Genomic DNA, 26,782 nt, shown 5'->3' on the forward strand with positions numbered 1-26,782 from the left:
ATTTTACAGCTCCCGTCCCATAGATACACATCCCGGGAAGACCTTTTATATAAATTGCATTCCCCCTTCACTTCGTTGCAACTTGCTGAATATATGCCGGTTGCATATGAGCATTTAACGGGTAAACCCTAAAAAACAAAAAACGGATATGAAGGTTCTTTTACTGAATCGGGACCTTTTTTAGGTCCGCCAAAGAACGCAGGTCATCCTGTAGATACCAATTTTCAGATAATATCCTGATGCGGTTACCATGGATTCCAGTAGGGCTCCTTGTCTCCGAAAGGCATTGTGAAACGGCGATGGGCCAGTTGGCAACCGGCTACGATTCCAAAGCCGCCTTCTACATTCGTATAGGTGGCGGTAGGCTCCACCAGGCCGTCTAAGTAAGCATCGCCCAACGAGATTGAAAAATTGCGGATTACGACCAGATACCGGTAATATTCTTCCGAAATAGCCACCAGACGGACATCATAGTGTACCGTTGTCGTGACCGAATCACCCTTAAAGGAATTATCGACAGGCCAGAAAGAGGAGCGGACCGTATAGTCTTCGCCATCGAACATATCATCCGTAAACGTGCCCCTGCAGGTCGCCCCGTCCAACTGTTCGATAACCGGATTCGTCGCCGTCGAGCGAAATACCGGATCTTCATAAACCACACTCAACCAATCCGTATAATCAGGTTCCGACCGGTACATCGAACTACAGGTTATCACGCTGTCTCCTTTCTGAAACTCCGTCAGCTTCTCGATAATCAGGCGATAATAATTGCGTTTGTCCGGTTTGTCCCGGAAGCGGATATACAACCGTATGGAAGGATATTCGTATCCGCCATAGCCAAAACGGGTAAAACGGGCCGTATCGACAGACAACACCTCCACCGGATCCGGAATAACCGTTTCCCCTCCTACCGGATCGAAACCTCCGGCCCCAGCTTCCAGCCGTAAGCGATCGCCGGCCTTCACCCGGCAACCGGGCAAAACATATTGCCCGGTAATACGGCTATCGGAAACGGGCTGCATACGTCCTTGCAAACGGCCGTTTATAAATACGTGTATGTTGCCGTCCGCAACCCCGTCGTCCGTGACCGTGTCCAGGACAAACCAGCTTTTGGACAAGAAGGCCGTCACATCCGTATCCGGCGAGACGGAAGCATTCAACACTAAGCGCGGAGGCACGGGCGGCAGAACCAGCACCACGTCGCGGGTACAGGAGGCAAACAAAAGCAGGCACAAGGCAAACAGTATCTTTTTCATCGCCATCAGAATTTATATGTATAAGAGACGGAAGGGACGAAAAGGAACAACAAGGTCTGTTCCAGCACGACCTCCCGGCCTTTTTCCGTTTGAGAATAAACAGGACGGACCGAGAAAGGATTCGCCTTAAAATAGGCATTGCAAAGGCTCAGGTTCCAGATTCCCATACGTCCGTTCTTTTTATACCGGTAGAAATTAACGCCCAGATCGAGCCGGTGATAAGCAGGTAGCTGGTAATTATTGCGCGAACTTGCGTTCTGCCCATCTCCCCACCAAAGTTCCTCCTGGTAACCGCGCTCCGTCAACTCCGGTAACGGACGGTATTGTATGTCCTGAATCGTCAGGTGATTGCCGGATTTATACATCCACGCAGCCGTCAGTTCCACCTTTTTAGAGAGTTTGTAGGAAGCGACGATATCGATCTTATGCCGGTTGTCGTATTTGGAAGGGAAACGGCGCCCTTTATTGACCGTCCCGTCCGGGAACCAGCGGTCCGACCAGGAGAGCGTATACCCGATCCAACCGTTAAACCGCCCCGTCTTTTTCTGTACCATCAATTCCAGGCCGTAGGAACGTCCCTTACCTACTCCAACCCGGTCTTCCCAACCCGAAAAAGAAGACAAAACCGGACCGTTATCCTTATATTCCACCAGATTATTCATCCGTTTATAATAGCCTTCAGCCGAGAAGTCCAACCCTTTATAATGCCAGAACAGACCACCCGTCGCCTGGTGCGCATGCATCGGGCGGATACTCCCGGTTACCGGCACCCAAATATCCGTCGGCTGACTGATATAACTGTTGGACAATAAATGGATATATTGGTTCATCTTCGTATAAGACACTTTTGCCGACAAGTTCCGCCCCAGCAGGTAGCGGGCGGAAAAACGGGGTTGGAACGACTGGTAAGTCTCTCCCTGCACATGGAAAAGGGTAAAGCGCAACCCGGCATTCACCCGCAGCCGGTCGGTCAGCGACATTTCGTCTTCCGCATACAGGGAAACCTCATGGCCATGAATCAGGGAATGCGAGAAGATCGTATTATTCATTTGCGAAACAACCGAATCCTTATACCAGGAACTCATGTTACTCTGTTCAGGACGAAAAAGATGAAACAGGTAATCGCTCCCCATCCGGATCCGGTGGTCGATATTCAGGCGATAGTCGAAAGAGGCTCTCAGGTTCACATCTTCCATAGCCGAACGGTAATGTCCTTCCTGGAAATAAACCTGTCCGCTCTTATCCGGCGAAGAGACAAATGCATTCTGCTTCTGGATAATATGTGAACGGTAACGGGTATATCCGCCTGTAAAAGAGGCAAACAGCTTCTGATTGATCAGGTAGTTCCAGCCAGCGGACCCGATCAGGTTCCCCCAACGCCAACGGAAATCCCGGTCTTCGCCATGCACGTCTTTCGAGGCCTCGCCGTTCCGGTAACTGTCGCTTCCCATATAAAAACTCAGGTACCCGCGGCTACGGTCCGTAAAAGAATAATCCACCTTGGCATTCATATCGTAGAAATGATATCCGCCTTTCACTTCCGTATCTGCCCTTTTGCTCACAGCCGTCATGATGGGCCAGGTAATCAGTTCCATCCAGGTACGCCGCACCGACACATTGAACGAAGAACGGTCCTTGATGATCGGCCCTTCCAGATTGGCACGCGCCGCCAACAATCCGATCGAGATGTTCCCGTGATATTCCTTCCGGTTCCCCTCGTTCGTACGCACATCTATAACGGAAGAAAGTCTCCCGCCATATTCCGCCGGAAAACTTCCTTTATAAAAAGTGGCATTCTTTACAGCATCCGGATTGAAAGCCGAGAAAAAGCCCAACACATGATCCGTATGATAAACCGGGTTGCCATCGAGTAAAAACAGGTTATCGTCGCCATCGCCTCCCCGTACAAACAAGCCGCTCATGCCTTCCGTACCACCGGCGACTCCCGGTAACCGTTGCAAGGTCTTGACTACATCTGTTTCACCTAACAGGGCCGGCAACGATTTCACCCGGCTTGCCGGGACATCCGACACGCCCACCCGGCTGTTCAAAACATCCGATCGGGGCGAGATACCTTTTATTACGACTTCCCCCAGCACACCGGCAGGCGACAAGGGCAGGTCGATCATCGTATCGCGGGTCAACTCGAACGTAACGGAACAAGGCTCGTAGCCGACATAAGAGGAAGACAGCTCCACCTTCCCCGGAGGCAGCGTAATGCTGTAAAAGCCGTAATTATTGGAAACCGACCCTTTCCCGGAAGAACGCTCCACCACGGTTGCTGCAATCAAACTCTCGTAGGAAGCAGAATCCCGCACAAAACCGCTAATGGTATATTGCCGGGGCTTACGTTTCAATATCACATAACTTCCCGTAATCCGGTAAACAAGAGATAAAGGTTCGAACAGCCGTTTCAGGCAATAGGAAAGGGACTCGTCGTGCGCCGTCAACGAAACATGGCGGTATTCTTTCAACATCGACGACTCATAGGAAAAAAACAGGCCGGTCTGCCTTTCTATCTCCAGTAGAATATCCTGTAGCGGCACCCGCCTCATATCTAATGTGACAGTAGGAGTCGGATCCGCCAACAGGGACAGAGGTTCTTTCGCCCTGATCAGCGGGCAACACATACAAATCCCGATGACAAATAGGTAAACACGATACATATGTTCTTTTTTTACTTATCCTTCCGGGGAGCCAGTCGGATATCTAACGTCTGATTGATAACCAGCAAGACTTCGTCAAGAGGCAGATCGTTGAATGTGGCGGTCAGCCTGGAATCCGGCGAATCCACCTTGTTGGTGATCTCCACCCGGTAATACTCGTTCAGGTCCCTGATCACCTTTTCCAAAGGCGTATCGTTGAACCTCAGTTGCTTCGTTTTCCAGGAAAGATTATTCGGATTTTCTTCCGCCAAGATATCTATCTCTTTCTTTTCATTCGAATAAGAGGCCGACATTCCCGCCGTCAAGATAACAGGTTCAGCTTCTTTCCCGGCAGCGAAACGGACTTTTCCCGTCACGACATCGACTTCCGTCATACCCGGTTGTTCGCTTACCTGGAAACTGGTTCCTAAAACCGTTACCTCCGTCATGGCCGTATGAACGGAGAAGGGGCGTGCCTCATTCCTCTTCACCTGGAAAAACGCTTTTCCAGTCATCTCCACAACACGCCTTTCCTTTCCATATTCTTTCAAATCATACCGGAGCGACGAATTCCCGGCCATCGAGACCAGCGTACTATCCGGCAGATAAACATCTTTCAACTGTCCCGATGCGGTAACGACAGATACCCATTCGGGGTTATTCCGCTCCTTCATATAAAAAGTACCGAATCCAATAAGCAAGAGCATGACAGAAGCTGCCGCCATCCAATAACGGCGGAAAAAGACCTGACGACGGATTCCCTGCCGGGCGGCAAACCGTTCCCAGGCCTTATCCTCATCCAGGCTTCCCTCTTTGTAGCGCCGGGCTACAAAACGAAGGCGTTTTTCAAATCTATCATCTTGCTCGTTGTTCATCATTTATCCAGTTACGAATACCCGCAAGGGGCATCTCTACGATTATTTACCTAATTTGAATTTATACCCGACAGACAAACTGAAGGTATGATATTTCAGGCTGGCGGAATCCCATTTGTACTCTTTGCCCAAAGAGGCGTCGTATCCGACGTTTATGACCCATTGTCTCACTTCCAATCCAACCTGGAAAGAAACGCCCCAGTCTAAAGGATTGTCATGAGTCCAACCTTCACTCCTAAAACCTTGCCCAGCCCATCCGCTTCCATATAGATAGCCATCGTTACCACCTACATAAGTATAGTTGTTTGAACCATAGCTATAACCATAGCCAAAACTCTTACCGCCGGTCGAAATATATTCGCTATATTCAGCCAGGCCTTTATCTCCCAACGAATAAGCGATATAGGGACCGGCAGCCAGATTCAGCCGCACATCATCTGCCAACCTGATGGAAAAATTCGCCATCAAAGGGACTTGCAAGAAATGCCGGTTCGTTTTGTACCACATCTCTCCGAATGTGTTGTCATTCTGTCCCGAAACCGAATAATAGCCTCCATATGACATCGAATGAAACGAATATCCACGTTGCGTATAATACAGTCCTGATTTCAAAGAAAAGACATCCGGTTTAACCGCATATTCCACGCCCACTCCGACTTTCCAACGCGTATTGTATCGCTGCTCGGCCGGATGGGCGCCTCCTCCTCTTTTAATGGCTGTCATTCCCATCTCAGGGGTTAGCGACCAACGTTTTTGGGCCCAAAGCGAACTCACACTCATCATCAACATCACAAATAACACGAATTTCTTCATTTCTCTTTTTGCATTAGTGATACATAAACATTTTAACCTTTCTATCACTAAGACAAGAAATCATGAAAAACCCCTATCCTTATCAAGAAAAAAAGAAACAATAAATCCGTACGGCAGTTTCCCGCAAAGTCTTTAGCGCTTTCCCGATCTGGTTTTCAACTGTTTTAATGGAAATATGCAACTCCTCCGCAATCTCCTGATATTTCAATCCGTCCCGTTTGGAAAGCAAAAATATCCTCTTCCGTTCGGCAGGCAATTCGTCGATAGCCGCCCAAAGGCGCGCATCCCGTTCCGATTGATATATCTGCTCCTCTTCCGACAGGTCCTCCATATCGGCAATACATTCTGTCGCCTGTAATGTATCGGAAGATTGGGCAATAAGCGTAAGCGAACGATTCCGTACCGCCTGGTAGAGATAGGATTTAAAGTTAGCAATTACCACATTATGGCTGTTTCTATCCCAAACGTCGGCAAAAGCCTGCTGCACGACATCCTCGGCATCTTCCATTTTTTCTGTAAAACGGAGTGCAAACAGACACAGGGGCTTATAAAGCTCCTTGAAAATACGTTCAAACTCTCCCGCAGATATTGCCGCCATACATTTGTTACTTGTCTCTATTCACCGCAAAGTAAAGTAGTTTTCCATTTAACATTCCGATTTTCAGGTTATTTATTATGATTTTAATAAATTATATCGTATTATGAGAAGGTACAGTTTTTTTATACTAAAAGAGATAAAAAAGAACTGTGTCAAAACGGCCCTGTTCCTGCGCCTGAGGCAGGGACAAGGCTGTTTTGACACAGCCCCCGGTTATAATTTTATAAATGCTTATCCTCTGAATCCGATAATCTCGCGTACTTCACGCAACGTTTTTGCTGCGCTCTCGCTTGCTTTCTCGGCACCCATACGGGCGACTTTCGCCAGATATTCCTCGTTAGAACGAATATCTAAAATACGTTCACGAATCGGAGCACAGAAATTATTGATATCTTCAGCCAATTGCTTTTTCAAATCTCCGTAACGGATTTCACAATTGTTATATTTCTCATTGAAGAAATCAAAAGTATCTTTTGCCGATACGATTTCCATCATCGTAAACAAATTGGCAATCGGTTCGGGCTTCACGCTGTTCGGCTCCGTAGGACCTGCATCCGTCACTGCTTTCATCACCTTTTTCTTAATTGTCTTTTCATCATCGATCAAGTAGATGGCATTCCCTTCGCTCTTACCCATCTTTCCGGACCCGTCCAGACCGGGCACTTTGATCGCTTTGTTGGAATAATAAAAAGAGGCGGGTTCCGGGAAACATTCGACTCCATAGGTCGAATTGAAACGGCGGGCAAAACGGCGGGCCATTTCCATATTCTGTTCCTGGTCTTTCCCTACCGGCACCTTCACTGCCTTATGGATAATGATATCGGCTGCCATCAGAGTCGGATAGGTCAACAAACCGGCGCTTACGCTATGTTTGTTCCCCTCGTTGAAGATTTCCTTTTCCACATCGCCTTCCGTGGTGTTGACACGGTCAATGTGCAATTGTTGGCGTGCCTTGTCCTTGAAAGAAGTAGTACGCATCAACTCGCCGATTCCGGCATTCATGTTCAGATACAGATACAGTTCGGGGATTTCGCGCACATCGCTCTGCAGATAGATGGTCGCTTTTTCCGGATCGATGCCGCAAGCCAGATATTCAGCCAGGATCGTCTTTACACTGTTACGGATATTATCAGGATGCGGATGTGTAGTCAACGAGTGCCAGTCTGCAATAAAGAAAAAGCAATTATACTCATTTTGCATTTGCAAAAATCCTTTTACTGCTCCGAAGTAATTCCCCAGATGCAAATTACCCGTTGGGCGAATGCCACTTACTACTGTTTCCATATTCTTTCTTAATTATTAATATCAAATGGCGGCAAAGATACTAATTATTTTGACAGATTCCGAATCTTTATGCCTCCGGCTGATCCAATTTAGTACCGCAATATTTACAATATTCCGCCCCCTCTTCATGTCCGGCCTGATGGCAATGCGGACACTCCAGCCTGCTCCTTTTACGCTGTTCACCAACCATTGTGGCCGACACAATCCCCGTCGGAACAGCGATAATCGTATAACCGATCAACATCACGATAGCCGAGAGAAAACGTCCGACAGGTGTCACCGGCGTTATATCTCCGTAGCCGACAGTCGTCATCGTCACAATCGCCCAATAGATGCTGTTCGGTATATTATTGAACTGCGTACCGGGTTGGTTTCCTTCTATCATATACATTATCGTACCGATCGAAGTCACCAGAATCAAGACAAAAAAGAAAAACACGAATATCTTCGGTGAGCTGATCCTTAGCGACTTCAATAACAGATTCCCCTCTTTCAGAAAATTGAACAGCTTAAAGACGCGGAAAACGCGGATCAACCGGAATGCACGGATCACAAGCAGATAACGCGTACCGGCAAAGAAAAAACTCAGATAAACCGGTAATGTCGACAGCAGGTCCACAATCCCGAAAAAGCTGAAAATATACTTTTTCGGTTTTGGCGAACAATAGATACGAACCAGATACTCAAAAGTAAAAAAGGCCGTAAATACATACTCCAATATCCGCAATCCCAACGTATAGTGATATGAAAAAGACCGTATACTCTCCAATACCACCACTACTACGCTTGCGATAATAAATCCGATCAGGCAGGTATCGAACAGTTTTCCCATCGGGGTATCTGATTCGAATATAATAACATACAGCTTCTTCTTCAATTTTTCATCATGAAGAAAAGCATCCACACGCTCCCATATTCCCGAAAAAAGCTTCATAATCCGAATCTTTACTTTACTAAAAACAGTTGAAGTTTATTATTGTTACAAATATAACAAACTCAAATTATTTATAGTACATTTGTGATAACCTGTTGGAGATATTTAAGTCTACACAATATGACCATGAAAATAAAAATACTTATTCTATTTATCACCGTTTGTTGTTGTGCAAAGGGCAGTACGCTTCCTATCCAATCGGACGAAGAAAACAATACGGTGACGCGAATAGATATGTCCGGGTATAAAACAATCAATTTTGACGACCTGGTGAAAAACATCTCCTGTACTCGACTGGAATCCAACTTGTTTGATTATGGCGCAACCATGATTCCGTATAAAGACCGCCTCTACATAATAATGGGTAGGACAATTGCCGGAAATAAAGTAGTGATCTTCGATAAATCCGGTCAACTCGTTAAAGAACTGACTTTTGCCGATGCGCTTCTCGTTATCTCGATGACCATCGTACCGGATGCAGAAGAATTATGGGTCGTCAGCCGTTTCAAAATAATCAATAAATTCAAACTGGACGGGACACCCATTAAAAGGGTATCGTTACCTTTTCCCTGCGCCAACCTCATACCGGTCGGACAGCAAAACTTTCTCGTTTACTCAGGAGGCACATGCAACAGCCGGGGAAGCATTGAAGGTCACTTTTTTGCACTAACGGATTTCAAATCTATAAATAAGCTGTTCCTGCCGAAATGGGGAAAAGAAGAATGGCCATCTGCCCCGCAAAATATGTATGCACAAGATGAGAAGGCGAATAATTTATTCATTTTTCCTAATAACATAGATACGATCTATTCTTATAATCAGCAAAAAGGTGCAGTCGAACCTTTCTTTTTTCTCGATTTCCACGGAGATTTCCTAACAAAAGACAAACATCCGTACGGTCCTGAAGAAGATCAGGAAATGTCGGAAATCATCACAAAACGAAAGTACATTTATTCCCATTATAGTTTCAATCAGGCTTCCGGCAAATTATTCTTTAAATTAGCAGGCAAACGGGAAGATTTCTGTTCGATCAACTTGGTGGATAACGCTCTATATTCCTTCAACCGTTTGTTTGACAACTTCATGCCCATCTCTTATAATCCGTTTATCGGTTCCGACGGTAAGAATTTATATGTGCTCGCCCAGGAAAAGGAGCTTGCCGAACATTACCAGAATATAAAATGCACCTATCCGGCCATCCAAAAGTTATTACCGGCATTATCTCCCGACGGAAGCAACTGGATATTACTAACTATCGAAATAAAAGAATAAAAATTATGAATAGAACCGTCTTTTTATTCGTCACTTTATTATGTCTGTGCTTTTCCTGTACGGGAAAAAAGCAAGAGGAAAAAGTTTTATTGGAAAATTTTTCCACCCCAAAGGAGATGCATCCCGGATGGTCCGATTTATTTACGGATAAAAGTGAGATTACACCTCTGGAAACCACTTCCGAGTGTCTGGTCGGGCAAATAGACAAAATAAAAAAATTCAAAGGCCACTATTATATTTCTTCATCCGGCGGACAATCGATCCTGCACTTTAATGAAAAGGGAAAATTTGTTTCCGTACTGTCTAAACAAGGGCAAGGGCCTGAAGAATATCAGCGTATCGAGGATTTCGATATCTGTGAAACAGAGGGAACTACTGAAATCTGGATTTCAGATAATATAAGCCTGAAAGTGTATGATGCGGCTGATTTATCGTTTAAATTCAAAATACCCTATTCCTATGTTATCCACAAATTCAAAAGACTGGACAACTCGCATATCCTGTTGGTAACGGGACAAAATGAAAACACACTCACTTTGACCGATAAAGAAGGAAAGATCCTTTCCGACTATCTGAAAAAAGAAATTCCTTTCATTATGTTCCGCCCAGTACAGTTCATAGCATGTGGTTCAGACTACCTGTTCCAGTTAGGGATATCCAACACGTATGTAGCATTCAATCCCGAAACGGAAACATTCAAGGAGGGGATATTTACCCAAGATCAATCATATCTTTCAAAAGAACAACTACTCGAGTCTTTCAAGATCAACGGAATGGATTTCATCCGGAAAGCCAACCAAGGTTCATACATTAATAACCTCGTTTCACTGCGCGATATTATCTGGGTACAGACGCACAATAGCGGACAAAACTTCCTGACCAAGATCCACAAAGGGCAGACTGTATCGACCGAATTTACTTATGGCTCCGTGCTCTCCACTATATCGGTGGCCGACAGTGACAATAGCGTCTTGCTATATGCTAATCCCGAACAACTATCCGAGTACGGGAACGATCTTCTTGACAAGTTCGGCAATAAGATAAATTGCCATGCAGAAGATAATCCCTGTATAATAGAGTTCTTTTAATTATACATCTTCAGAAAAAGCGCCATCAGCAAATAAGCACAACGATAATTTCGTAATCAAATAATATCATTATATTTGTATCATGACAACACACTAAAAACAGAAAAAGTCATGAACAAATTGTTATACCTCTTATTGATTATCGCCAGTTGGAGTTGCAGCCAGAATCCTGAAACGGAAAAACATCAGAATAAACGCGACCAGGTCATCGACGTGCGGGACAGAGTGAAAGAATTTTCAACACAGGACGTGCTGATAGGCCGGATATCGAGAAGCTATCTGATTGATGATTATTTAATTGTCACCGACTATAATGCACCGGACAAACTTATTCATTTGTTTGACAAAAACACATTCGAACATCTCGCCAGCAGCACGTATCAAGGACAAGGTCCCGGAGAAATTACAATTATAGGCCATGTTGAATTCGACGAGGCGAATCGCCGTTTCTTTGTGTCGGATCACGGCAAACTGAAAATATTCGCTTACGACCTGGATAGTGTTTTAACGAATCCCGACTATCAGCCAAGTGTAAAAACAGATATGAAAAAGAAACAGTTTCCGGACAGATACCTATATCTGAATGACACGCTTTGTATCGCCCAGATCATAGAACCGATAGGAAATAACAACTACAAGCCATCCGTAGCCAAATGGAACATGTCCACTGGAGAGATAATTCCTATGCCTTATGAATTTCCAGGGCTAAAAAAAGTCCGTTTCATATATGCCGCTTCTGCCGAACACAAGCTATATGTACAATGCTACACGCAATATGACCTGATGACGATCTGCGATTTCAACGGAAAGTTAAAATGCAACATCTATGGCCCCAAATGGGACAGCGAAATAACCCAAACACAACACTACACGCTCGGAGTCGCATTTTGCGGAGATAAAATCCTGGCCCTTTATTCCGGTGGCGACCACCGTACAGACGCCTATTATCCCACAAAATTCTTAGTCTTCGATTTAAACGGTAATTACCTTAAAACCCTGGAAACAGGATATATGATAACCGACTTCTGTTATGACAAAGATAACAACCGGCTTATCATAAATTTTAATGACGAAATACAGTTTGCTTATTTGAATTTAGAAGGTATAATTTAGGCTATATCAGTCCGACAAGCTTGGCTATGCAAAGAAACATTACTATCTTTGTTGTATTATGAACTGGATGCACAGTTTAAATAAATAAAACAAGATAGGTATGAGCAATAAAATTTATCCGATAGGCATACAGAACTTCGAAAAACTTCGAACCGGCGGTTATTTCTATATCGATAAAACCGAACTTATCTACCGGATTATCAAAACCGGCAGCTACTATTTCCTGAGCCGTCCCCGCCGCTTCGGGAAAAGCCTGCTCATATCCACGATCGAAGCCTATTTCCAAGGCAAGAAAGAACTGTTCGAAGGGCTTGCCATGGAAAAGCTGGAAAAAGACTGGATCGAGCATCCGATCCTGCATTTAGACCTGAATGCTAAAAAATTTGATACAGAAGACGACCTACTCCGTCTGATAGACCGCCAGTTTCTCATCTATGAACAAGAATACGGTTCTGTCCAATCAGACGAAACAATAGACGACCGTTTTGTCACACTTATCCGCAAAGCCTATGAAAAGACAGGTCGTAAAGTGGTGATCCTGATAGACGAATATGATAAACCTTTACTGCAAACCATAGAGAATACGACTTTACAAAAAGAGTATCGTGAAACCTTAAAAGCATTCTATGGAGTAATGAAATCGATGGACGGCTATATCCAGTTCGCCATGCTGACAGGAGTGACAAAATTCGGAAAAATCAGCGTATTCAGCGACCTGAACAACTTAGACGACATTTCCATGCGTGAACCCTATGTCAATATCTGTGGTATTTCCGAACAAGAGATACACGACAACCTGGAAGAAGAACTTCATGAGTTGGCAGATATACAGGCCATGACATATGAGGAAACCTGCGCTAAACTCAAAGAGCATTACGACGGTTATCATTTCGTAGAAAATACCATTGGCATATATAACCCGTTCAGCCTGCTCAACACATTTAAATATAATAAGTTCAGCAACTATTGGTTCGAAACAGGCACACCGACTTATTTGGTTGAACTGTTGAAACGAAGCCATTACGATCTGGAACGCATGGCAAACGAAGAAACCAGCTCGGATGTACTGAACAGCATTTATGCAGACTCGTCGAGCCCTATCCCGGTAATCTATCAAAGCGGGTATCTGACCATTAAAAGTTATGATGAAGAATTCGGCATTTACCAGTTAGGTTTCCCAAATCGTGAAGTAGAAGAAGGCTTTGTACGGTACCTGATGCCTTTCTATACGAGTATAAACAAAGTAGAATCTCCCTTCGAAATACAGAAATTCGTCAGTGAAATCCGTAAAGGCCAACCCGATGCGTTCCTCCGACGCCTGCAAAGTTTCTTTGCAGACACCCCATACGAACTGGTCCGCCAATTGGAATTGCATTACCAGAATGTCCTCTTCATCGTTTTCAAACTGGTCGGCTTTTATACGCAAGTCGAATACCACACAAGCAGGGGACGTGTCGATTTGGTATTGAAAACGAATGACTACATCTATGTGATGGAATTCAAATTGGAAGGTACTGCCCAGGAAGCGCTTAAGCAAATTAACGAAAAGCAGTATGCACTTCCATTCGCTTCCGACCCAAGAAAATTATTCAAGATCGGAATAAATTTCAGTAACCGGTTGCGGAATATTGAAGAGTGGATTATTGAAGAATGAATAAAAAAAGAACACTATGAGCAATAAAATTTATCCGATAGGCATACAGAACTTCGAAAAACTTCGAACCGGCGGTTATTTCTATATCGATAAAACCGAACTTATCTACCGGATTATCAAAACCGGCAGCTACTATTTCCTGAGCCGTCCCCGCCGCTTCGGGAAAAGCCTGCTCATATCCACGATCGAAGCCTATTTCCAAGGCAAGAAAGAACTGTTCGAAGGGCTTGCCATGGAAAAACTGGAAAAAGACTGGATCGAGCATCCGATCTTGCACATGGACCTGAATATCGAGAAATACGATTGCCAGGAAAGTCTCGATAATATGCTTGAAAAAACATTGGCCGGTTGGGAAAGCCTGTATGGAGCCAATCCATCCGAACGTTCTTTTTCCCTCCGTTTCGCTGGAGTCATCGAACGAGCCTACAAACAGACAGGCCAACGCGTCGTAGTCCTTGTGGACGAATACGACAAGCCGATGTTACAGGCTATCGGCAATGAAGAGCTCCAACAATCATTCCGTAACACCCTGAAACCTTTCTACGGAGTTTTGAAAACGATGGACGGCAATATCAAATTCGGTATGCTAACCGGCGTAACCAAATTCGGAAAAGTAAGCGTATTCAGCGACTTGAACAATTTAGACGATATTTCCATGCGCGAGCCATACGTCAATCTTTGCGGGGTTTCCGAACAGGAGATGCACGACAATCTGGAAGAAGAACTCCATGAATTAGCAGAACTCCAAAACATGACATACGAGGATGTTTGTATCAAACTCAAAGAGTATTACGACGGTTATCATTTCGTAGAAAATACCATCGGCATATATAACCCGTTCAGCCTGCTCAACACATTTAAATATAATAAGTTCAGCAACTATTGGTTCGAAACAGGCACACCGACTTATCTGGTTGAACTGTTGAAGCGAAGCCATTACGATCTGGAACGCATGGCAAACGAAGAGACCAGTTCGGATGTACTGAACAGCATTTATGCAGACTCGTCGAACCCTATCCCGGTAATCTATCAAAGCGGGTATCTGACCATTAAAAGTTATGATGAAAGATTCGGTATTTACCAGTTAGGATTCCCTAATCGCGAAGTAGAAGAAGGGTTTGTACGATACCTGATGCCTTTCTATACGAATGTCAATAAGGTTGAGTCTCCTTTTGAGATCCAAAAATTTGTTCGTGAAATAGAATCAGGCCAACCCGATGCGTTCCTCCGCCGCCTGCAAAGTTTCTTTGCAGACACCCCATACGAACTGGCCCGCCAATTGGAATTGCATTACCAGAATGTCCTCTTCATCGTTTTCAAACTGGTCGGTTTTTATGCGCAAGTCGAATACCACACAAGCAGGGGACGTGTCGATTTGGTATTGAAAACAAATGACTACATCTATGTGATGGAATTCAAATTGGAAGGTACTGCCCAGGAAGCGCTTAAGCAAATTAACGAAAAGCAGTATGCACTTCCATTCGCTTCCGACCCAAGAAAACTATTCAAGATCGGAATAAATTTCAGTAACCGGTTGCGGAATATTGAAGAGTGGATTATTGAAGAATGATACAATAACCCCCTTTTTGTCATTTTTCTATTTCACTTAAAATATTGCTTCACTTTGATCTGACATTTTGTGAAATTAAACTGTTTCACGGTGACAGCAAATGCGATGTGGTCGGCAGCTCATCCACATTACGGCTCTGTTTTGTCATCCTGAACAGCAAAACAACGACAATATGAGAAACCTTAACTTCCGGAGAATCGAATATTCGTAGACAAAGTTGATCCGCGCCCGTTAACTCCAAAAGCTTTTTCCCGCTTTTTCTCCGTGAGCTGCGCAGAACTTTTCCGAGACGACCGTCTTCGTTGCCGTGAGTTGCCGAGTCCATAGATAGTGACGACCGTCTTCATGGCGATGAAGTCCATTGTCATGGCGATAAAGACGGTCGTCGCGGAGAAAAAGCGGCAAATCAATGAAAAAAGCACAGTTTTACCTATTGAAGAGGAATACTTGCCTTTTACACTTCCAAATGCAAAAAAACATTTTATTTACAATAAGGTATAGAAGCCGCCTCCTTATTGCCATTCCATTCCTTATTGTATAGATTATCAAAACACCCATTGGTCCAAATAGAAACTCTACCGCATCTATTTTAATTTTCTACCCTATATTTTTCAAATTACCCGCAAGGGTAATATTTTTTAAGAAACACAGGATCTAATAAAGAGCTGAAATACAGACGAATGTCAAATACAACTATTTAGCAGGGGGATATTGTATGGTTTAACATATTTAAAGAACATCAGATTCACATTCTGTCAGCCCTATGTTGCTCTCCCGGACAGTTCCAATATTCAGGCGATAAGATAAACCGGAAGCATTTTCGATAGACAACTCCGGAAAATTTATCAAATCTTCTCGCAGGCGCTTTATGGTTTGCGTCATAGATTTCCTTATCGCTCGATTGAACTTCTTATTTTCTTCTGTCGATTCATCTTCGCTCAAAGGCCGCCCTAACACATCATTACAAAAAACAGGGTAACTGACAGTATGATCCGGTGCTTCTAAAAAGCAGATAAAAGCGAGTAAACGGTTTTTTGTCAAGTAAACTTCATGATCCCGATCTTTTAATCCTCCCGTTTTCCTATTGAAAAAAACACCCGGCGCTATCTCTATCCACTCCGAAGCATCCGAAGAGAGTGCTGCCGGTATTGGTGTAACAGGAGTAACAACAACATTATTATACTCCACCTTTTTGCGCCGTTGCCATATATACATTATAATAACAAGAATGCACCACAACAAAATCAGCCCCCAAATCAGAGGCATCCGGCTAAATAAATAGGAATGGGAAAACAGGACATACGCTTGTAGTTTTATTTGCCTTTGATCATTTTCTACGCCAAAGACAATGGGTTCTAAAGCGATCCCTACCTGAGATAACGGTTTATTCGAACAACTGACAAGGCTGTCACCCTGTGAAAAAGAAACAGATGTTTGAGCGATTATGCCTTCACTTTTTAATTGTTCTTGAAAAAGACTGTCGAGGGTAAAGGCACGATTGGGATTTTTCAATGCAATGAACAATTGAAAACTCCATTCTCTTTTATCGATCAAAGCAAGACTATCCGCCTGCTCACTTTTTTTATAAACAACTTTTCCCTTTTCGGTTTCGATAACAGTAGAATCAGAAGAAATGCCGGTATCAGATCTTGGGAAAGAGATAAACTCCGGTTGCATCAATTCCTTTTCCTTATCGACTGCATGACTAAAAAGATAAGTTGCTTTAAGAATCTGCTCATTTTTAATTTGAGAAAAGTAACAGCAAGATAAAAACACAACCAATATCATTAAAATCAATATCCCTCCAAAGACTATAATCAATCTGCGTTTTTCCATTTTCATCTCATTTGTGAGACAAAAGTAACAAAACGAACAAGCAGAATCAACACTTTGGCAACATTTCACTGGAAACACCAAAGTGTTTCCACATTTAGTTGAAAATCTTAAACCATAAGATTACTTTTACACCAAAAAAAGAACATGAAAAAGAAAACACTATTAAAATTGATTTTTACAGCAAGTTGTTTTGTGGCTGTGTGCAGTCTGTCTTACAATAATGAAACAAGCACATTGGGTTGCCTGGCATCTCAGAATATTGAAGCATTGGCCCAAGGCGAAAATGATGAAGGAGCCTATTGCTTTGGTTGCGGTTCGGTTGATTGCCGAGGCTACAAAGTAGAAGTCAAAATATCAGGTTTAAGTTTAGAATAATTTTGAAACGTTTTGCATACATATTATTAATAGGTATCAGTGCGATAATCTCCTGTACCGATTCCCCCGGTACTTACTACCCCCGATATTCGACTTTTCCCAATGAAAAGGCAATAAGTGCGCGGGTTATCGAACTGGATACTGTTTTTTTCCGCTACCCATTCCGGGTAGCGGTCAAAGACAGTATGGCTATTGTAATGGATTTGCACAACGCCGATTACTATTTTCATGCCTTTACCTACCCTAATTGGAAACATATCGTTTCTTTTGGCAAACGGGGGGAAGGACCGGAAGAAATGCTTTCTGCTGAAACATTCCAGTTTGATTCGCCCGATGCAATCTATGCTCTCGACGCAAATAAAATGCAAATATCGCGTTGGGCTGTCTCTGCTGAAAATCGTTTGGCAACAAGACAAGAAGTGATACAATTAGATAAAAGTTTAGTACGTTCGTTAGACTTTTATGCTACAGATTCCTGTTTCCTCATCCCCGACTATTTAGGCGAGCACCGTTATTGGCAAGTCGACTACAGTGGTAAACCTATCAAAAGCATAGGTAAAATCCCATCTGAAAAAGATTTTGCACAAGAAAACCATCCGGCACTGGCCCAGGCATGGCGTAGCTTTATTGATTATAACCCGCACAATGGCATATTGGCTATGGTCACCCAATTAGGGGAATCCATTGAAATCTATAACACCCAAGAAAATACCCATACCGTATTATACGGTCCGAACGGCGAGCCCCAATTTAAGAGTGTAAAAGGTGAGGGCTTCCCGACCGGAATAATGGGATTCAGTGATATTGTCATTACGGACAAACATATCTACAGCGTATTCCAAGGAGTCCGGTTTAAAGACAAATTAGCCTCTTACCAACGAGGTGAAAAGCCGGAAGACGGAGGCCGTTACATTTATGTATTCGACCTGAAAGGAAATCCCATACAAAAATACACATTAGACAAACCCATATACGGAATCGATGTAAACGAAAAAACAAAGACGATCATCGCCACATGTGTAGAAAGTGATGAACCGATCATGGAATTTAAAATATAACGATTAAATGAAAAAACAACTCTACATATTACTACTTCTTTTTTTGTTAACCGCTTGTAAAGAGAATAACAAAGAAAAGTTCGCCCTGTTGGTTCAGGAATGGCAAGGGAAAGAGATCGTGTTTCCACAGAATATGGCGTTCACCCGTTTCGTCACCGAGCCGGTGGACTATCGGATACCCGATGCGGAATATAAAGTGCTGATTTATGTTGATTCAACCGGTTGCACCAGCTGCAAACTGCAATTGCCGAAATGGAAAGAGTTGATCGCTCATGTCGATTCGGCAACAAATGGTAATATCCCGTTCATCTTTGTCTTCCAGTCGAAAGACGACCGTGAGTTGCAGTACATCCTAAAACGCGACAACTTTGCCCGTCCGGTCTGTATCGACCGGGACAGCAGGTTGGACAAGTTGAACAAGTTTCCGCAGGATATTACCTTTCAGACTTTCTTGCTTGACAAGGACAACAAGGTGAAAATAATCGGCAACCCGGTACATAACTTGGCAGTTAGGGATTTGTATCTGAAACAGATAACCGGCATGCAATATCAAGAAGCATTGCCCAAGACAACACTCGAAGCGGACAAAGCGGAATATGACTTAGGAACGGTTAAAGAGGGAACAACCCAAAAGCAGACGGTCACCGTCCGAAATACCGGAACAAGCGCCTTCAAGTTGAAAGGTTTTACCACCTCTTGCGATTGCACCGAAGCAACCTGCGACTGGAAAGAACTGCAACCGGGAGAGAGCGGAATAGTCACGGTCAGCTACGAAGCGGAACAGCCGGGAGATTTTTACCGAACGGTGGAGATATATGGAAATATTCCGAACAACTCACTGATGATGAGTTTTATCGGGACAGTCGAATAAAACAATATAATTGGGAAAAGAAAGGAGTTCCTGCCTACAGATTCACAAACTTCAGCAGAAACTCCCGGACTTTTCCTCATTCAATAACAGATAAAGAAGGAGGTGAGCACAAAAGTAGTAAATTTAGGAACAACAACAAAAGGGTTAGAAATCACCCATTCCGGGAAATGATACCGGACAAAAGATTCAAAACTAATTATAAGTCTATAAATCCCTAAAAATAATACGAAAATGGGAAAGAAATTTTTTGGCGTAATCGCTTTTGTTGCGATCGCCGCAGCAGCAGGCTGGAACTACCAGCAGAATAAACAAGAAGTTGAACTTTCTGACTTGGCATTGGCTAATGTGGAAGCGTTAGCTGCTGGTGAAGGAGAAGGCATCCTAGATTGTCCCAATGGTTGCTTAACTGATAGCGGTATTTGTTTCTGTTATGGTTACCATCCATATAAAGAAGCAAGTTGGTAATTTATACAAATTACAAAATAGTTAAAGGGGAGGAAAACTAACCTCCCTCTTTTCTACATAAATTAAACATCTAATATAAAATGAAATATTTTTTTCTTCTATTCAACCTCCTGTGGATATTACTCACATTAAGCTGTGAGCAACATTCGGAATCTATCAAATACTACAATGCGCAAAGCAAGATCCAAAATATTAAAGAGAACATACGGGAAATTCCAATTGAAGATGTTGCCATATCCAACTTCGGGACACCTTTTATTCTGAACAATTACATAATAATCAGTGATTACAAATCGTTTGACAAGTTGATTCATGTCTTTGACAAAAACACATTTGCTTACTTGGCCAGTGTAGGAGATCGTGGGCAAGGACCGTCAGAAATAGCCAATATGGGAAGTATTATTCCTGATGAAGCGAATAACTCATTTTATGTTTTCGATCATGGCCACCAATTGTTATATGATTATCCTATAGACAGCATACTTTCTAATCCAGTCTATCAGCCTCAGAAAAAAACAGACATAAACGCTTTGGAATTTCCTTTTATGATGCAATATGTCAATGATACACTTTCCTATGCACTATATATGCATGTTCTAAATCCAGGAGATTATATTCCTATGGTCGGAAAATGGAATATGCAAACTCAAAAGACGAAATTTATGGAATATACCGGACATCCCCAAATAACTAAAAAACGTGTAAGTTTTGCAGCTTCCCCAGAAAATAATCTTTATGCAGAAGTATATTGGTATCACGATTTGATAACCCTATGCACATTAGAAGGGAAACTTAAATATACATTATATGGGGCGAAATGGGATAAGCAAAAATCCAACCAAAATGGTTACTACTCCCATGTTACCTTTTGTAAAGACAAGTTAATCGCAGACTATTTAGGAGATACCAGATTCAAAAAGGGATCAAACAAAAGTAACAGCACAACCAAGTTAATTGTCTTCAACTTGACAGGAGAGTATTTGACCACTTTAGAAACAGGCTACTCAATCCAGTCTTTTTGCTATGATAAAGAAAACAATCGACTTATCATTGCCTTTGACGATGAGATTCAATTTGGATATTTAGATCTTGACACGATTATATAATCACAAGAAATATCTTCCTTTCCATTTTTAGAAAAAGAAAGAATATAGATTAAACGGAACAATATATGTCAGTAAGATTCTTTTTACACCTGCTATTATTACTCTCTGCCTGTACCCCCGTTGAAGACAAATCATTAATTCATGCCTTCAAATTTGCGGATAAAAACAGGCAGGAGTTAAAACGTATATTGGAACAGTATCAAGAAGACTCCCCAAAATTTGCAGCATCTCATTTCATCATCCGAAATATGTTAGGGAAACAGTCGGTGGACACAAACTCCATCAAAGCCTCTCAACCCTATTTTGATGCGTGGGCTGCCTACTTTGAAAAGTACGGTCGATATAAAAACGGAGCCCACTATGTTATTTGCGATAGTATCAATCGGTTGCATCCAAATAAAAGAGTGCATACTCGATATATAGCAGATCTTCAACACATATCCGCTGATTTTCTAATCCGCCACATCGACTATTGCTTCCATATATGGCAACAATATCCGTGGTGTAAAGACATTGACTTTGACACATTTTGTAAATACATTCTTCCATATACGACAAGCAACTGTTATTGGGAATATGCTTCTGATTTTTTTCTTCAAAAATATGCAGAACTGCGAGACACTGTTCAACAAAAATCATACAAAGAAATCGGAGCTATCCTGTCGAAAGATGTTGACAGGACCTTTGCTCAAAATTGGGTGCTTTTTACTCGAAAATATCCGGGATTGCTTCCCACCACCTTTGAAAACCTTGCAAAAGCACAGATCGGGACCTGCCTGGAAGCAAATATCTATAAAATCGCTGCATTACGGGCAAACGGTATTCCAGCAGCTTTAAATACTTTTCCCAACTGGGGCAATGCCAATTCTCCCCATTTTTGGACGGAAATAATCGGAGATGAACACATTGAGAAATTGTACGATAATGCCCAACGACCATACATTTCAGATAGTGATATACTGGTCGACAATATATTCTGGAAAAACACCTACAGCCCGACAGTAAAAGATACACTCCCCCATGTTTCCATACAATACTGTAGAACGATTCCAAAGGTGTACAGGATTAATTATGAGATACAACAAAACTGTTTGGCACTCAGAGCGAAAGAGGAAATTCCCGATTTTTTCAGGAACCCGGGGATAGAGGACATTACGGATAAATACATCGTGTGCAAAGACATCGAGGTTCCCCTATGGGACAACAAACACAAAAAAGAATATGTCTATTTATGCTGTTATGACGATAATAATTGGATTCCGGTATGTTGGAGCATCCCAAGAAAAAAACAGGCCTTATTTACTAAAGTCGGTGTGAATGTGCTTTACCTGCCGGCTTACTACGAGAACGGGGCAATCATTCCGGCAGGAAATGCTTTTATTCTCAAAGAGAATGGAGAATTAAAATGTTTTTCTGAAGAAGCAGACAAAAAGGAAATATCTGCAACATTCTACTCGAAAACTCCATACCGCCTACATACAGCGTTGCAAGCCGCAGGAACAATCGGAACCCGTTTTTCCGTTTGCAATAATAAGGATTTATCTGACAGTCTAAACGTATATACGATTGAGAAACTGCCTTTTTATGAAGACAGTTTCAAAATTCCGACAAACAAGAAATATCGCTATTTAGTTTGCAATTTTCAAAATACGCCAACCTTCCAAGATTCTTATTCCATTGCAGAAATAAAGATTTTCGGAAAAGACCGGCAACAGTTGAAAGGGAAGCTGACAGGAACAAAAGGAATAAGTGACAATAAACTCGAAAACGTAATAGATGGAGACAGAGTCTCATTTTATCAAAATGATAAATCAAAGAAACACCAATATATCGTTTTCGACTTCGGTAAACCTTGTAAAATCGAAAAAGTCGAGTTTTACCCAAGAAGCGACGACAACAGAATCGTTACGGGAGAATTATATGAATTATTCTATTGGGACAAAAAATGGATTTCATTAGGTCAGCAATATAGCAAAGATAACAAATTAACATTCCATAATATACCCCAAAATGCCCTATTCCGCATTCATAACCATACGCGGGGAAAAGAACATAGGCCATTTACTTATGAGGAGGGTAAACAGATGTGGTGGTAACTGATAGAACAGGGCAATGAAGTATATGAATAACATACTAAATTGGGGTGTGAATTTGGCCCTGACTATTTTCACATTCATTACTTTATGGTTCTTTTGCCAAGTCTTCCTCCTCGCCTCCTTCCGCATCCCGAGCGACTCGATGGAGCCGGAACTGACGGAAGGGGACTTTGTGGCGGTCTGGAAACCGACGCTTGGCGCACGGTTGTTCGACCTCAACGCGACGCTGCGGCTGGAACAGACCGCGATACACCGCGTACCGGGATTTCGGAGAGTAAGGCGGGGCGATGTGCTGGTCTTTAACTTCCCGCACCCGAACGGCTGGGACAAGATCGAGATGCACATCCTGAAATATTACATCAAACGCTGTATCGGTTTGCCGGGCGACACGCTTTCCATCCGGAACGGAAGGTTCCGGATAAACGGCGTGAGTGAACCGCTCGGAAACCTCGACTCGCAGGATCGGATCGGGCAGACGCCACCGGAAGGGTTCGCCGATGGTATTTACAAGGCATTCCCGTTCGACTCCGCTGTCGGCTGGAACATCCGGAATTTCGGGCCGCTTTATATTCCTAAAGCCGGCGATCGGATCAAAATGGACCGTACCAACTATGCTTTATATCGCAAGTTGATCGCATGGGAGCAAAAAACAGAAATAGAATACAGGGATTCAACGGCCTATCTGAACGGTAAACCGATGCAGGAATATCATTTTCAAAAAAACTATTATTTCATGGCAGGCGACAAAGGTATGAACTCGCAGGATTCCCGTTATTGGGGCTTATTGCCGGAAGAATATATCGTCGGCAAGGCGACGTTTATCTGGAAATCGGTCGATCCATACACCGGCAAGTTCCGATGGGACCGGTTCCTCAAAAAGATCGAATAAAAAACAGATGGGTATGAAAATAAAATACACTGGCATGGAACTCAAACTGCATAGGCATGGAATCCGAATTGCACTGGCATCCGTTTTCGGGGCGATGCTGATCGCCACGCCGCTTGTCGGCGACAGCGCGTTGGCGAACGGCATCGTGATGGGAAAAGTGTTCTGGTTCCAACTGTCGATGGCGTTGATGGCGATCGGGACAGCCGCAACGGCATGGTTCGGCGAGAGGAAGGGCATTTCGCTTGCGCTGCCGGATGGACTGTTGCTTTTGTTTGCCGGGATCACGCTTGCAACATACGACTGGCTACTCGATCCCGAACCCGCGAAATTGCTTTTCGCCGGGCAATTGGTTGTATTATGGTTCCTGTTGCGCTATTGGCTGGCAGAAGCTCCTTTCTTGAAATTCTTTTTCCTGTTTGTACTGATGCTCACCGCCCTGATCGAAGCCGTCTGGGGAATGCTGCAACTACATGGTTATAGTTATTCCAACCATTCGCTTTTCCGGCTGACGGGCTCTTTCTTTAATCCGGGGCCCTACTCCGGATATCTGGCGGTTATACTGCCGGTTTGCCTGTGGGCTGCCTTGAAGTTTCAAAAGGGGATGCACTATTTTGCTTGGATATGTGTCGGAGCTATCCTGCTTGTTTTGCCTGCCGGGATGAGCCGGTCGGCCTGGATGGCGGCGGTCGTGGCTTGCGGATGGGTGTACTGGGCGGAACGGATCGGATGGAGAAAAACGAAAGCTGTATATATAAGGTATAAGAATGCTACAATTCCTTTTATTGTGATTGTGGCGATATTGGCGGGATGCGCTATTGCCGGGGGATACGGGATGAAGCGGGATTCGGCGGACGGGCGATTGCTGATGTGGAAAGTGACAGGGAAAGCGATAGCCGGACATCCGGTTACGGGAACGGGGTTAGGAGGTTTTCCGGAGGCTTACGCGGAAGCGCAGGCGGAGTATTTCAAGTCCGGAAAGGCGACCGAGAAAGAGAAACGGGTAGCCGGATGCCCCGAATATGCCTTCAACGAATACCTGCAGGTCGGGCTGGAACAGGGGATCGGAGGTTTGATCGTGTTCGTGGCATGGTTGGGGAGCATAGTGTATTATGGGATCCGGAACAGGCAACATGGAGCGGCCGGTGGCGTGTTGGCGTTAGCGGTGTTCGCAGTATCGTCCTATCCGTTGCAGTTGCCGTCGTTTTGGGTGGCACTGGTGTTTTTGGGGGCGATCAGCGTGACGAAAGGCGGCACGCTGACACGATCATCCGCCTTGTCTGTTTCATCCGTGTGTCCTATTACTATAATCAGCCTGTTGTCGCTTGCCTCCGTCTGCCTGTTCATCTTGCAGAAAGGGCAATATGAGGCGTATAAACGGTGGGGGCGGATACAGATGATCTACAACAACAAGGCGTATGAATCGGTTGCGGAAGATTATCACGGCTTGCATGACAAGTTGAAGCATAAACCGGAATTTTTGTTTGAAGAGGCGCAATGCCTCAGCAAGACGGGACAATACACGGAGGCGATACGGGCGTTGGAACGGGCGAAGCGGCTAAGCGGAGATCCGATGATCCGGTACATGATCGCTAAGAACCGGCAGGCGCTCGGTGACTACCGGGAAGCGGAAAGGGAACTGCTTCATGCCATCGAAATACTGCCGGAAAGATTGTATCCTTACTATCTGTTAGCCAAGCTATACGCAGAGCCGGCATTCTACCAGGCGGATAAATTCCGGGTTGCCACCGAAGCTGTACTGGCTAAAGAACCGAAGGTCGAAAGCCCCGCAATTCGGGAAATGAGAGGAGAAATAAAAAAGATATTAGAAAAAAAGTAATTACGAAAGGCTCGTAACTAAAATATGTTTGTATATTTGCGAAATGACAACTTTGATAAAACGATAAGATATGAAATACTACAAATTGTTTGCGATACTGATTCTGGCCGGGATGATGGCTTGCTCCGGTGAAAAGAAAGAAAAAGGAACCGAAGAAAGCGTAGAAACCGTTCTGCCGGATGAAACAAACGAAGTGACGGTGATGAAGCTGAATATTACTGATTTCAACCACGAACTGATCAGCAACGGCAAACTGTCTGCCCGGAACTTTGTCGACCTGAAATTCGAATCGGCAGAACCGATCGCCAAGATCTATGTGAAGAACGGCGATCGCGTGACGAAAGGGCAAAAGCTCGCTGAGCTCTCCACCTTCCGCCTTGCCAACAAGACGGCACAGGCTAAAGATGCACTCGAACGCGCCAAACTGGAACTGCAGGACGTACTGATCGGACAGGGCTACAAACTGGAAGACTCCACGAAAGTACCGCCCGCAACCATGCAGTTAGTCCGGGTAAAAAGCGGATACGACCAAGCTTTGATCTCCTATCAACTCGCCGAATATGAACAGCGCAATGCAGTCCTGACCGCCCCTTTCGACGGCATTGTAGCAAACCTGTTCGCCAAACAATTCAACACCGCTTCGACCTCGGATGTTTTCTGCTCCATTATCGATACACGCACGTTGGAAGCCGCTTTCACGGTTTTGGAAAGCGAACTGCCGCTTATTAAGACGGGCGACCGCGTAGAGGTAGCTCCCTTCGCCTTGTCGGACGTCATGGCTGACGGACGTATTTCCGAGATAAACCCGTTAGTGGACAAAGACGGTATGGTGCAGGTGAAAGCGGCCGTAAGCGATAAAGGCAAGTTGTTCGAAGGTATGAATGTACGCGTGAGCATCCACCGTTCGCTGGGCAAGCAGTTGGTCGTTCCGAAAAGCGCTGTCGTACTCCGCTCCGGCAAACAGGTCGTATTCACATTAACGGAAGATAAAGCATACTGGAACTATGTACATACAGGTTTGGAAAATGCTGACAGCTACACGATAATTGACGGACTGAAAGAAGGAGATACCGTGATCACAAGCGGCAACATCAACCTGGCTCACGAAGCGCCGGTCAAGGTAATTGAAAATTGACAATGGACAATT

The 26,782-nt window shown here is 44.0% G+C and carries 22 protein-coding genes; 14 read left to right on the forward strand and 8 right to left on the reverse strand.

Annotation, left to right across the window (positions count from 1 at the left end; all coding sequences use genetic code 11):
* Positions 1–245: 245 nt before the first annotated feature.
* The 7 genes from ACPYIV_RS13495 to ACPYIV_RS13525 all read right to left on the reverse strand — a co-directional run bounded on the left by ACPYIV_RS13495 (position 246) and on the right by ACPYIV_RS13525 (position 8,405).
* Positions 246–1,256: a DUF4249 domain-containing protein gene (locus ACPYIV_RS13495; protein WP_293733290.1), complete on the reverse strand. Its 1,011-nt coding sequence runs from the start codon at positions 1,254–1,256 to the stop codon at positions 246–248.
* Positions 1,257–1,261: 5 nt separating this feature from the next.
* Complete coding sequence (locus tag ACPYIV_RS13500; protein WP_425883465.1) at positions 1,262–3,922, reverse strand: TonB-dependent receptor; 2,661 nt, start codon at positions 3,920–3,922, stop codon at positions 1,262–1,264.
* 11 nt (positions 3,923–3,933) lie between these two features.
* On the reverse strand, positions 3,934–4,779 hold the full coding sequence (locus tag ACPYIV_RS13505) for a FecR family protein (protein ID WP_425883467.1): 846 nt from the start codon (positions 4,777–4,779) through the stop codon (positions 3,934–3,936).
* A gap of 39 nt (positions 4,780–4,818) precedes the next feature.
* On the reverse strand, positions 4,819–5,589 hold the full coding sequence (locus tag ACPYIV_RS13510; RefSeq protein ID WP_301705122.1) for an outer membrane beta-barrel protein: 771 nt from the start codon (positions 5,587–5,589) through the stop codon (positions 4,819–4,821).
* Between the two features lie 82 nt (positions 5,590–5,671).
* A complete protein-coding gene (locus tag ACPYIV_RS13515; RefSeq protein ID WP_425883470.1) occupies positions 5,672–6,187 on the reverse strand; it encodes an RNA polymerase sigma-70 factor in 516 nt (171 codons plus the stop codon).
* Between the two features lie 231 nt (positions 6,188–6,418).
* A complete protein-coding gene (gene trpS / locus ACPYIV_RS13520) occupies positions 6,419–7,471 on the reverse strand; it encodes a tryptophan--tRNA ligase (RefSeq protein WP_293733295.1) in 1,053 nt (350 codons plus the stop codon).
* A 67-nt stretch (positions 7,472–7,538) separates the two neighbouring features.
* Positions 7,539–8,405 (reverse strand): ion transporter, encoded by an 867-nt coding sequence (locus ACPYIV_RS13525; RefSeq protein WP_425883472.1) that lies wholly within the window; start codon positions 8,403–8,405, stop codon positions 7,539–7,541.
* A gap of 126 nt (positions 8,406–8,531) precedes the next feature.
* On the opposite strand from ACPYIV_RS13525, the gene ACPYIV_RS13530 reads away from it, so the two are divergent.
* From ACPYIV_RS13530 to ACPYIV_RS13550, 5 genes are all read left to right on the forward strand, one after another.
* A complete protein-coding gene (locus ACPYIV_RS13530) occupies positions 8,532–9,677 on the forward strand; it encodes a 6-bladed beta-propeller (protein WP_425883474.1) in 1,146 nt (381 codons plus the stop codon).
* A 5-nt stretch (positions 9,678–9,682) separates the two neighbouring features.
* The gene (locus tag ACPYIV_RS13535) at positions 9,683–10,765 is read left to right on the forward strand and encodes a 6-bladed beta-propeller (RefSeq protein WP_293733297.1); all 1,083 of its coding nucleotides are present in this window, start codon (positions 9,683–9,685) and stop codon (positions 10,763–10,765) included.
* Positions 10,766–10,876: 111 nt separating this feature from the next.
* Positions 10,877–11,878: a 6-bladed beta-propeller gene (locus tag ACPYIV_RS13540; protein WP_425883476.1), complete on the forward strand. Its 1,002-nt coding sequence runs from the start codon at positions 10,877–10,879 to the stop codon at positions 11,876–11,878.
* A 100-nt stretch (positions 11,879–11,978) separates the two neighbouring features.
* Positions 11,979–13,532 (forward strand): ATP-binding protein, encoded by a 1,554-nt coding sequence (locus ACPYIV_RS13545; protein ID WP_425883478.1) that lies wholly within the window; start codon positions 11,979–11,981, stop codon positions 13,530–13,532.
* 16 nt (positions 13,533–13,548) lie between these two features.
* The gene (locus tag ACPYIV_RS13550; protein WP_293733300.1) at positions 13,549–15,102 is read left to right on the forward strand and encodes an ATP-binding protein; all 1,554 of its coding nucleotides are present in this window, start codon (positions 13,549–13,551) and stop codon (positions 15,100–15,102) included.
* A gap of 729 nt (positions 15,103–15,831) precedes the next feature.
* Here ACPYIV_RS13550 and ACPYIV_RS13555 read toward each other — a convergent pair.
* A complete protein-coding gene (locus ACPYIV_RS13555; RefSeq protein ID WP_425883481.1) occupies positions 15,832–16,938 on the reverse strand; it encodes a hypothetical protein in 1,107 nt (368 codons plus the stop codon).
* Positions 16,939–17,082: 144 nt separating this feature from the next.
* Between ACPYIV_RS13555 and ACPYIV_RS13560 the strand changes: the two genes are divergently transcribed.
* From ACPYIV_RS13560 to ACPYIV_RS13600, 9 genes are all read left to right on the forward strand, one after another.
* Entirely contained in the window at positions 17,083–17,313 is a 231-nt protein-coding gene (locus tag ACPYIV_RS13560; protein ID WP_293733302.1) for an NVEALA domain-containing protein, read from the forward strand.
* 2 nt (positions 17,314–17,315) lie between these two features.
* The gene (locus ACPYIV_RS13565) at positions 17,316–18,371 is read left to right on the forward strand and encodes a BF3164 family lipoprotein (protein ID WP_293740567.1); all 1,056 of its coding nucleotides are present in this window, start codon (positions 17,316–17,318) and stop codon (positions 18,369–18,371) included.
* Positions 18,372–18,378: 7 nt separating this feature from the next.
* Positions 18,379–19,242 (forward strand): DUF1573 domain-containing protein, encoded by an 864-nt coding sequence (locus tag ACPYIV_RS13570; protein WP_425883484.1) that lies wholly within the window; start codon positions 18,379–18,381, stop codon positions 19,240–19,242.
* Positions 19,243–19,473: 231 nt separating this feature from the next.
* Positions 19,474–19,707, forward strand: a complete 234-nt coding sequence (locus ACPYIV_RS13575; RefSeq protein WP_217803232.1) for an NVEALA domain-containing protein — start codon at positions 19,474–19,476, stop codon at positions 19,705–19,707.
* A gap of 80 nt (positions 19,708–19,787) precedes the next feature.
* Complete coding sequence (locus tag ACPYIV_RS13580) at positions 19,788–20,813, forward strand: 6-bladed beta-propeller (protein WP_425883486.1); 1,026 nt, start codon at positions 19,788–19,790, stop codon at positions 20,811–20,813.
* A gap of 65 nt (positions 20,814–20,878) precedes the next feature.
* Complete coding sequence (locus tag ACPYIV_RS13585) at positions 20,879–22,909, forward strand: discoidin domain-containing protein (protein ID WP_425883488.1); 2,031 nt, start codon at positions 20,879–20,881, stop codon at positions 22,907–22,909.
* A 25-nt stretch (positions 22,910–22,934) separates the two neighbouring features.
* Complete coding sequence (lepB, locus tag ACPYIV_RS13590; protein WP_425883490.1) at positions 22,935–23,798, forward strand: signal peptidase I; 864 nt, start codon at positions 22,935–22,937, stop codon at positions 23,796–23,798.
* 13 nt (positions 23,799–23,811) lie between these two features.
* The gene (locus tag ACPYIV_RS13595; RefSeq protein WP_425883492.1) at positions 23,812–25,635 is read left to right on the forward strand and encodes an O-antigen ligase family protein; all 1,824 of its coding nucleotides are present in this window, start codon (positions 23,812–23,814) and stop codon (positions 25,633–25,635) included.
* Between the two features lie 70 nt (positions 25,636–25,705).
* Entirely contained in the window at positions 25,706–26,770 is a 1,065-nt protein-coding gene (locus ACPYIV_RS13600; protein WP_293733309.1) for an efflux RND transporter periplasmic adaptor subunit, read from the forward strand.
* Positions 26,771–26,782: the final 12 nt, after the last annotated feature.

The sequence above is a fragment of the Parabacteroides vesiculifaciens genome (assembly GCF_049860805.1).
GTDB lineage: Bacteria > Bacteroidota > Bacteroidia > Bacteroidales > Tannerellaceae > Parabacteroides.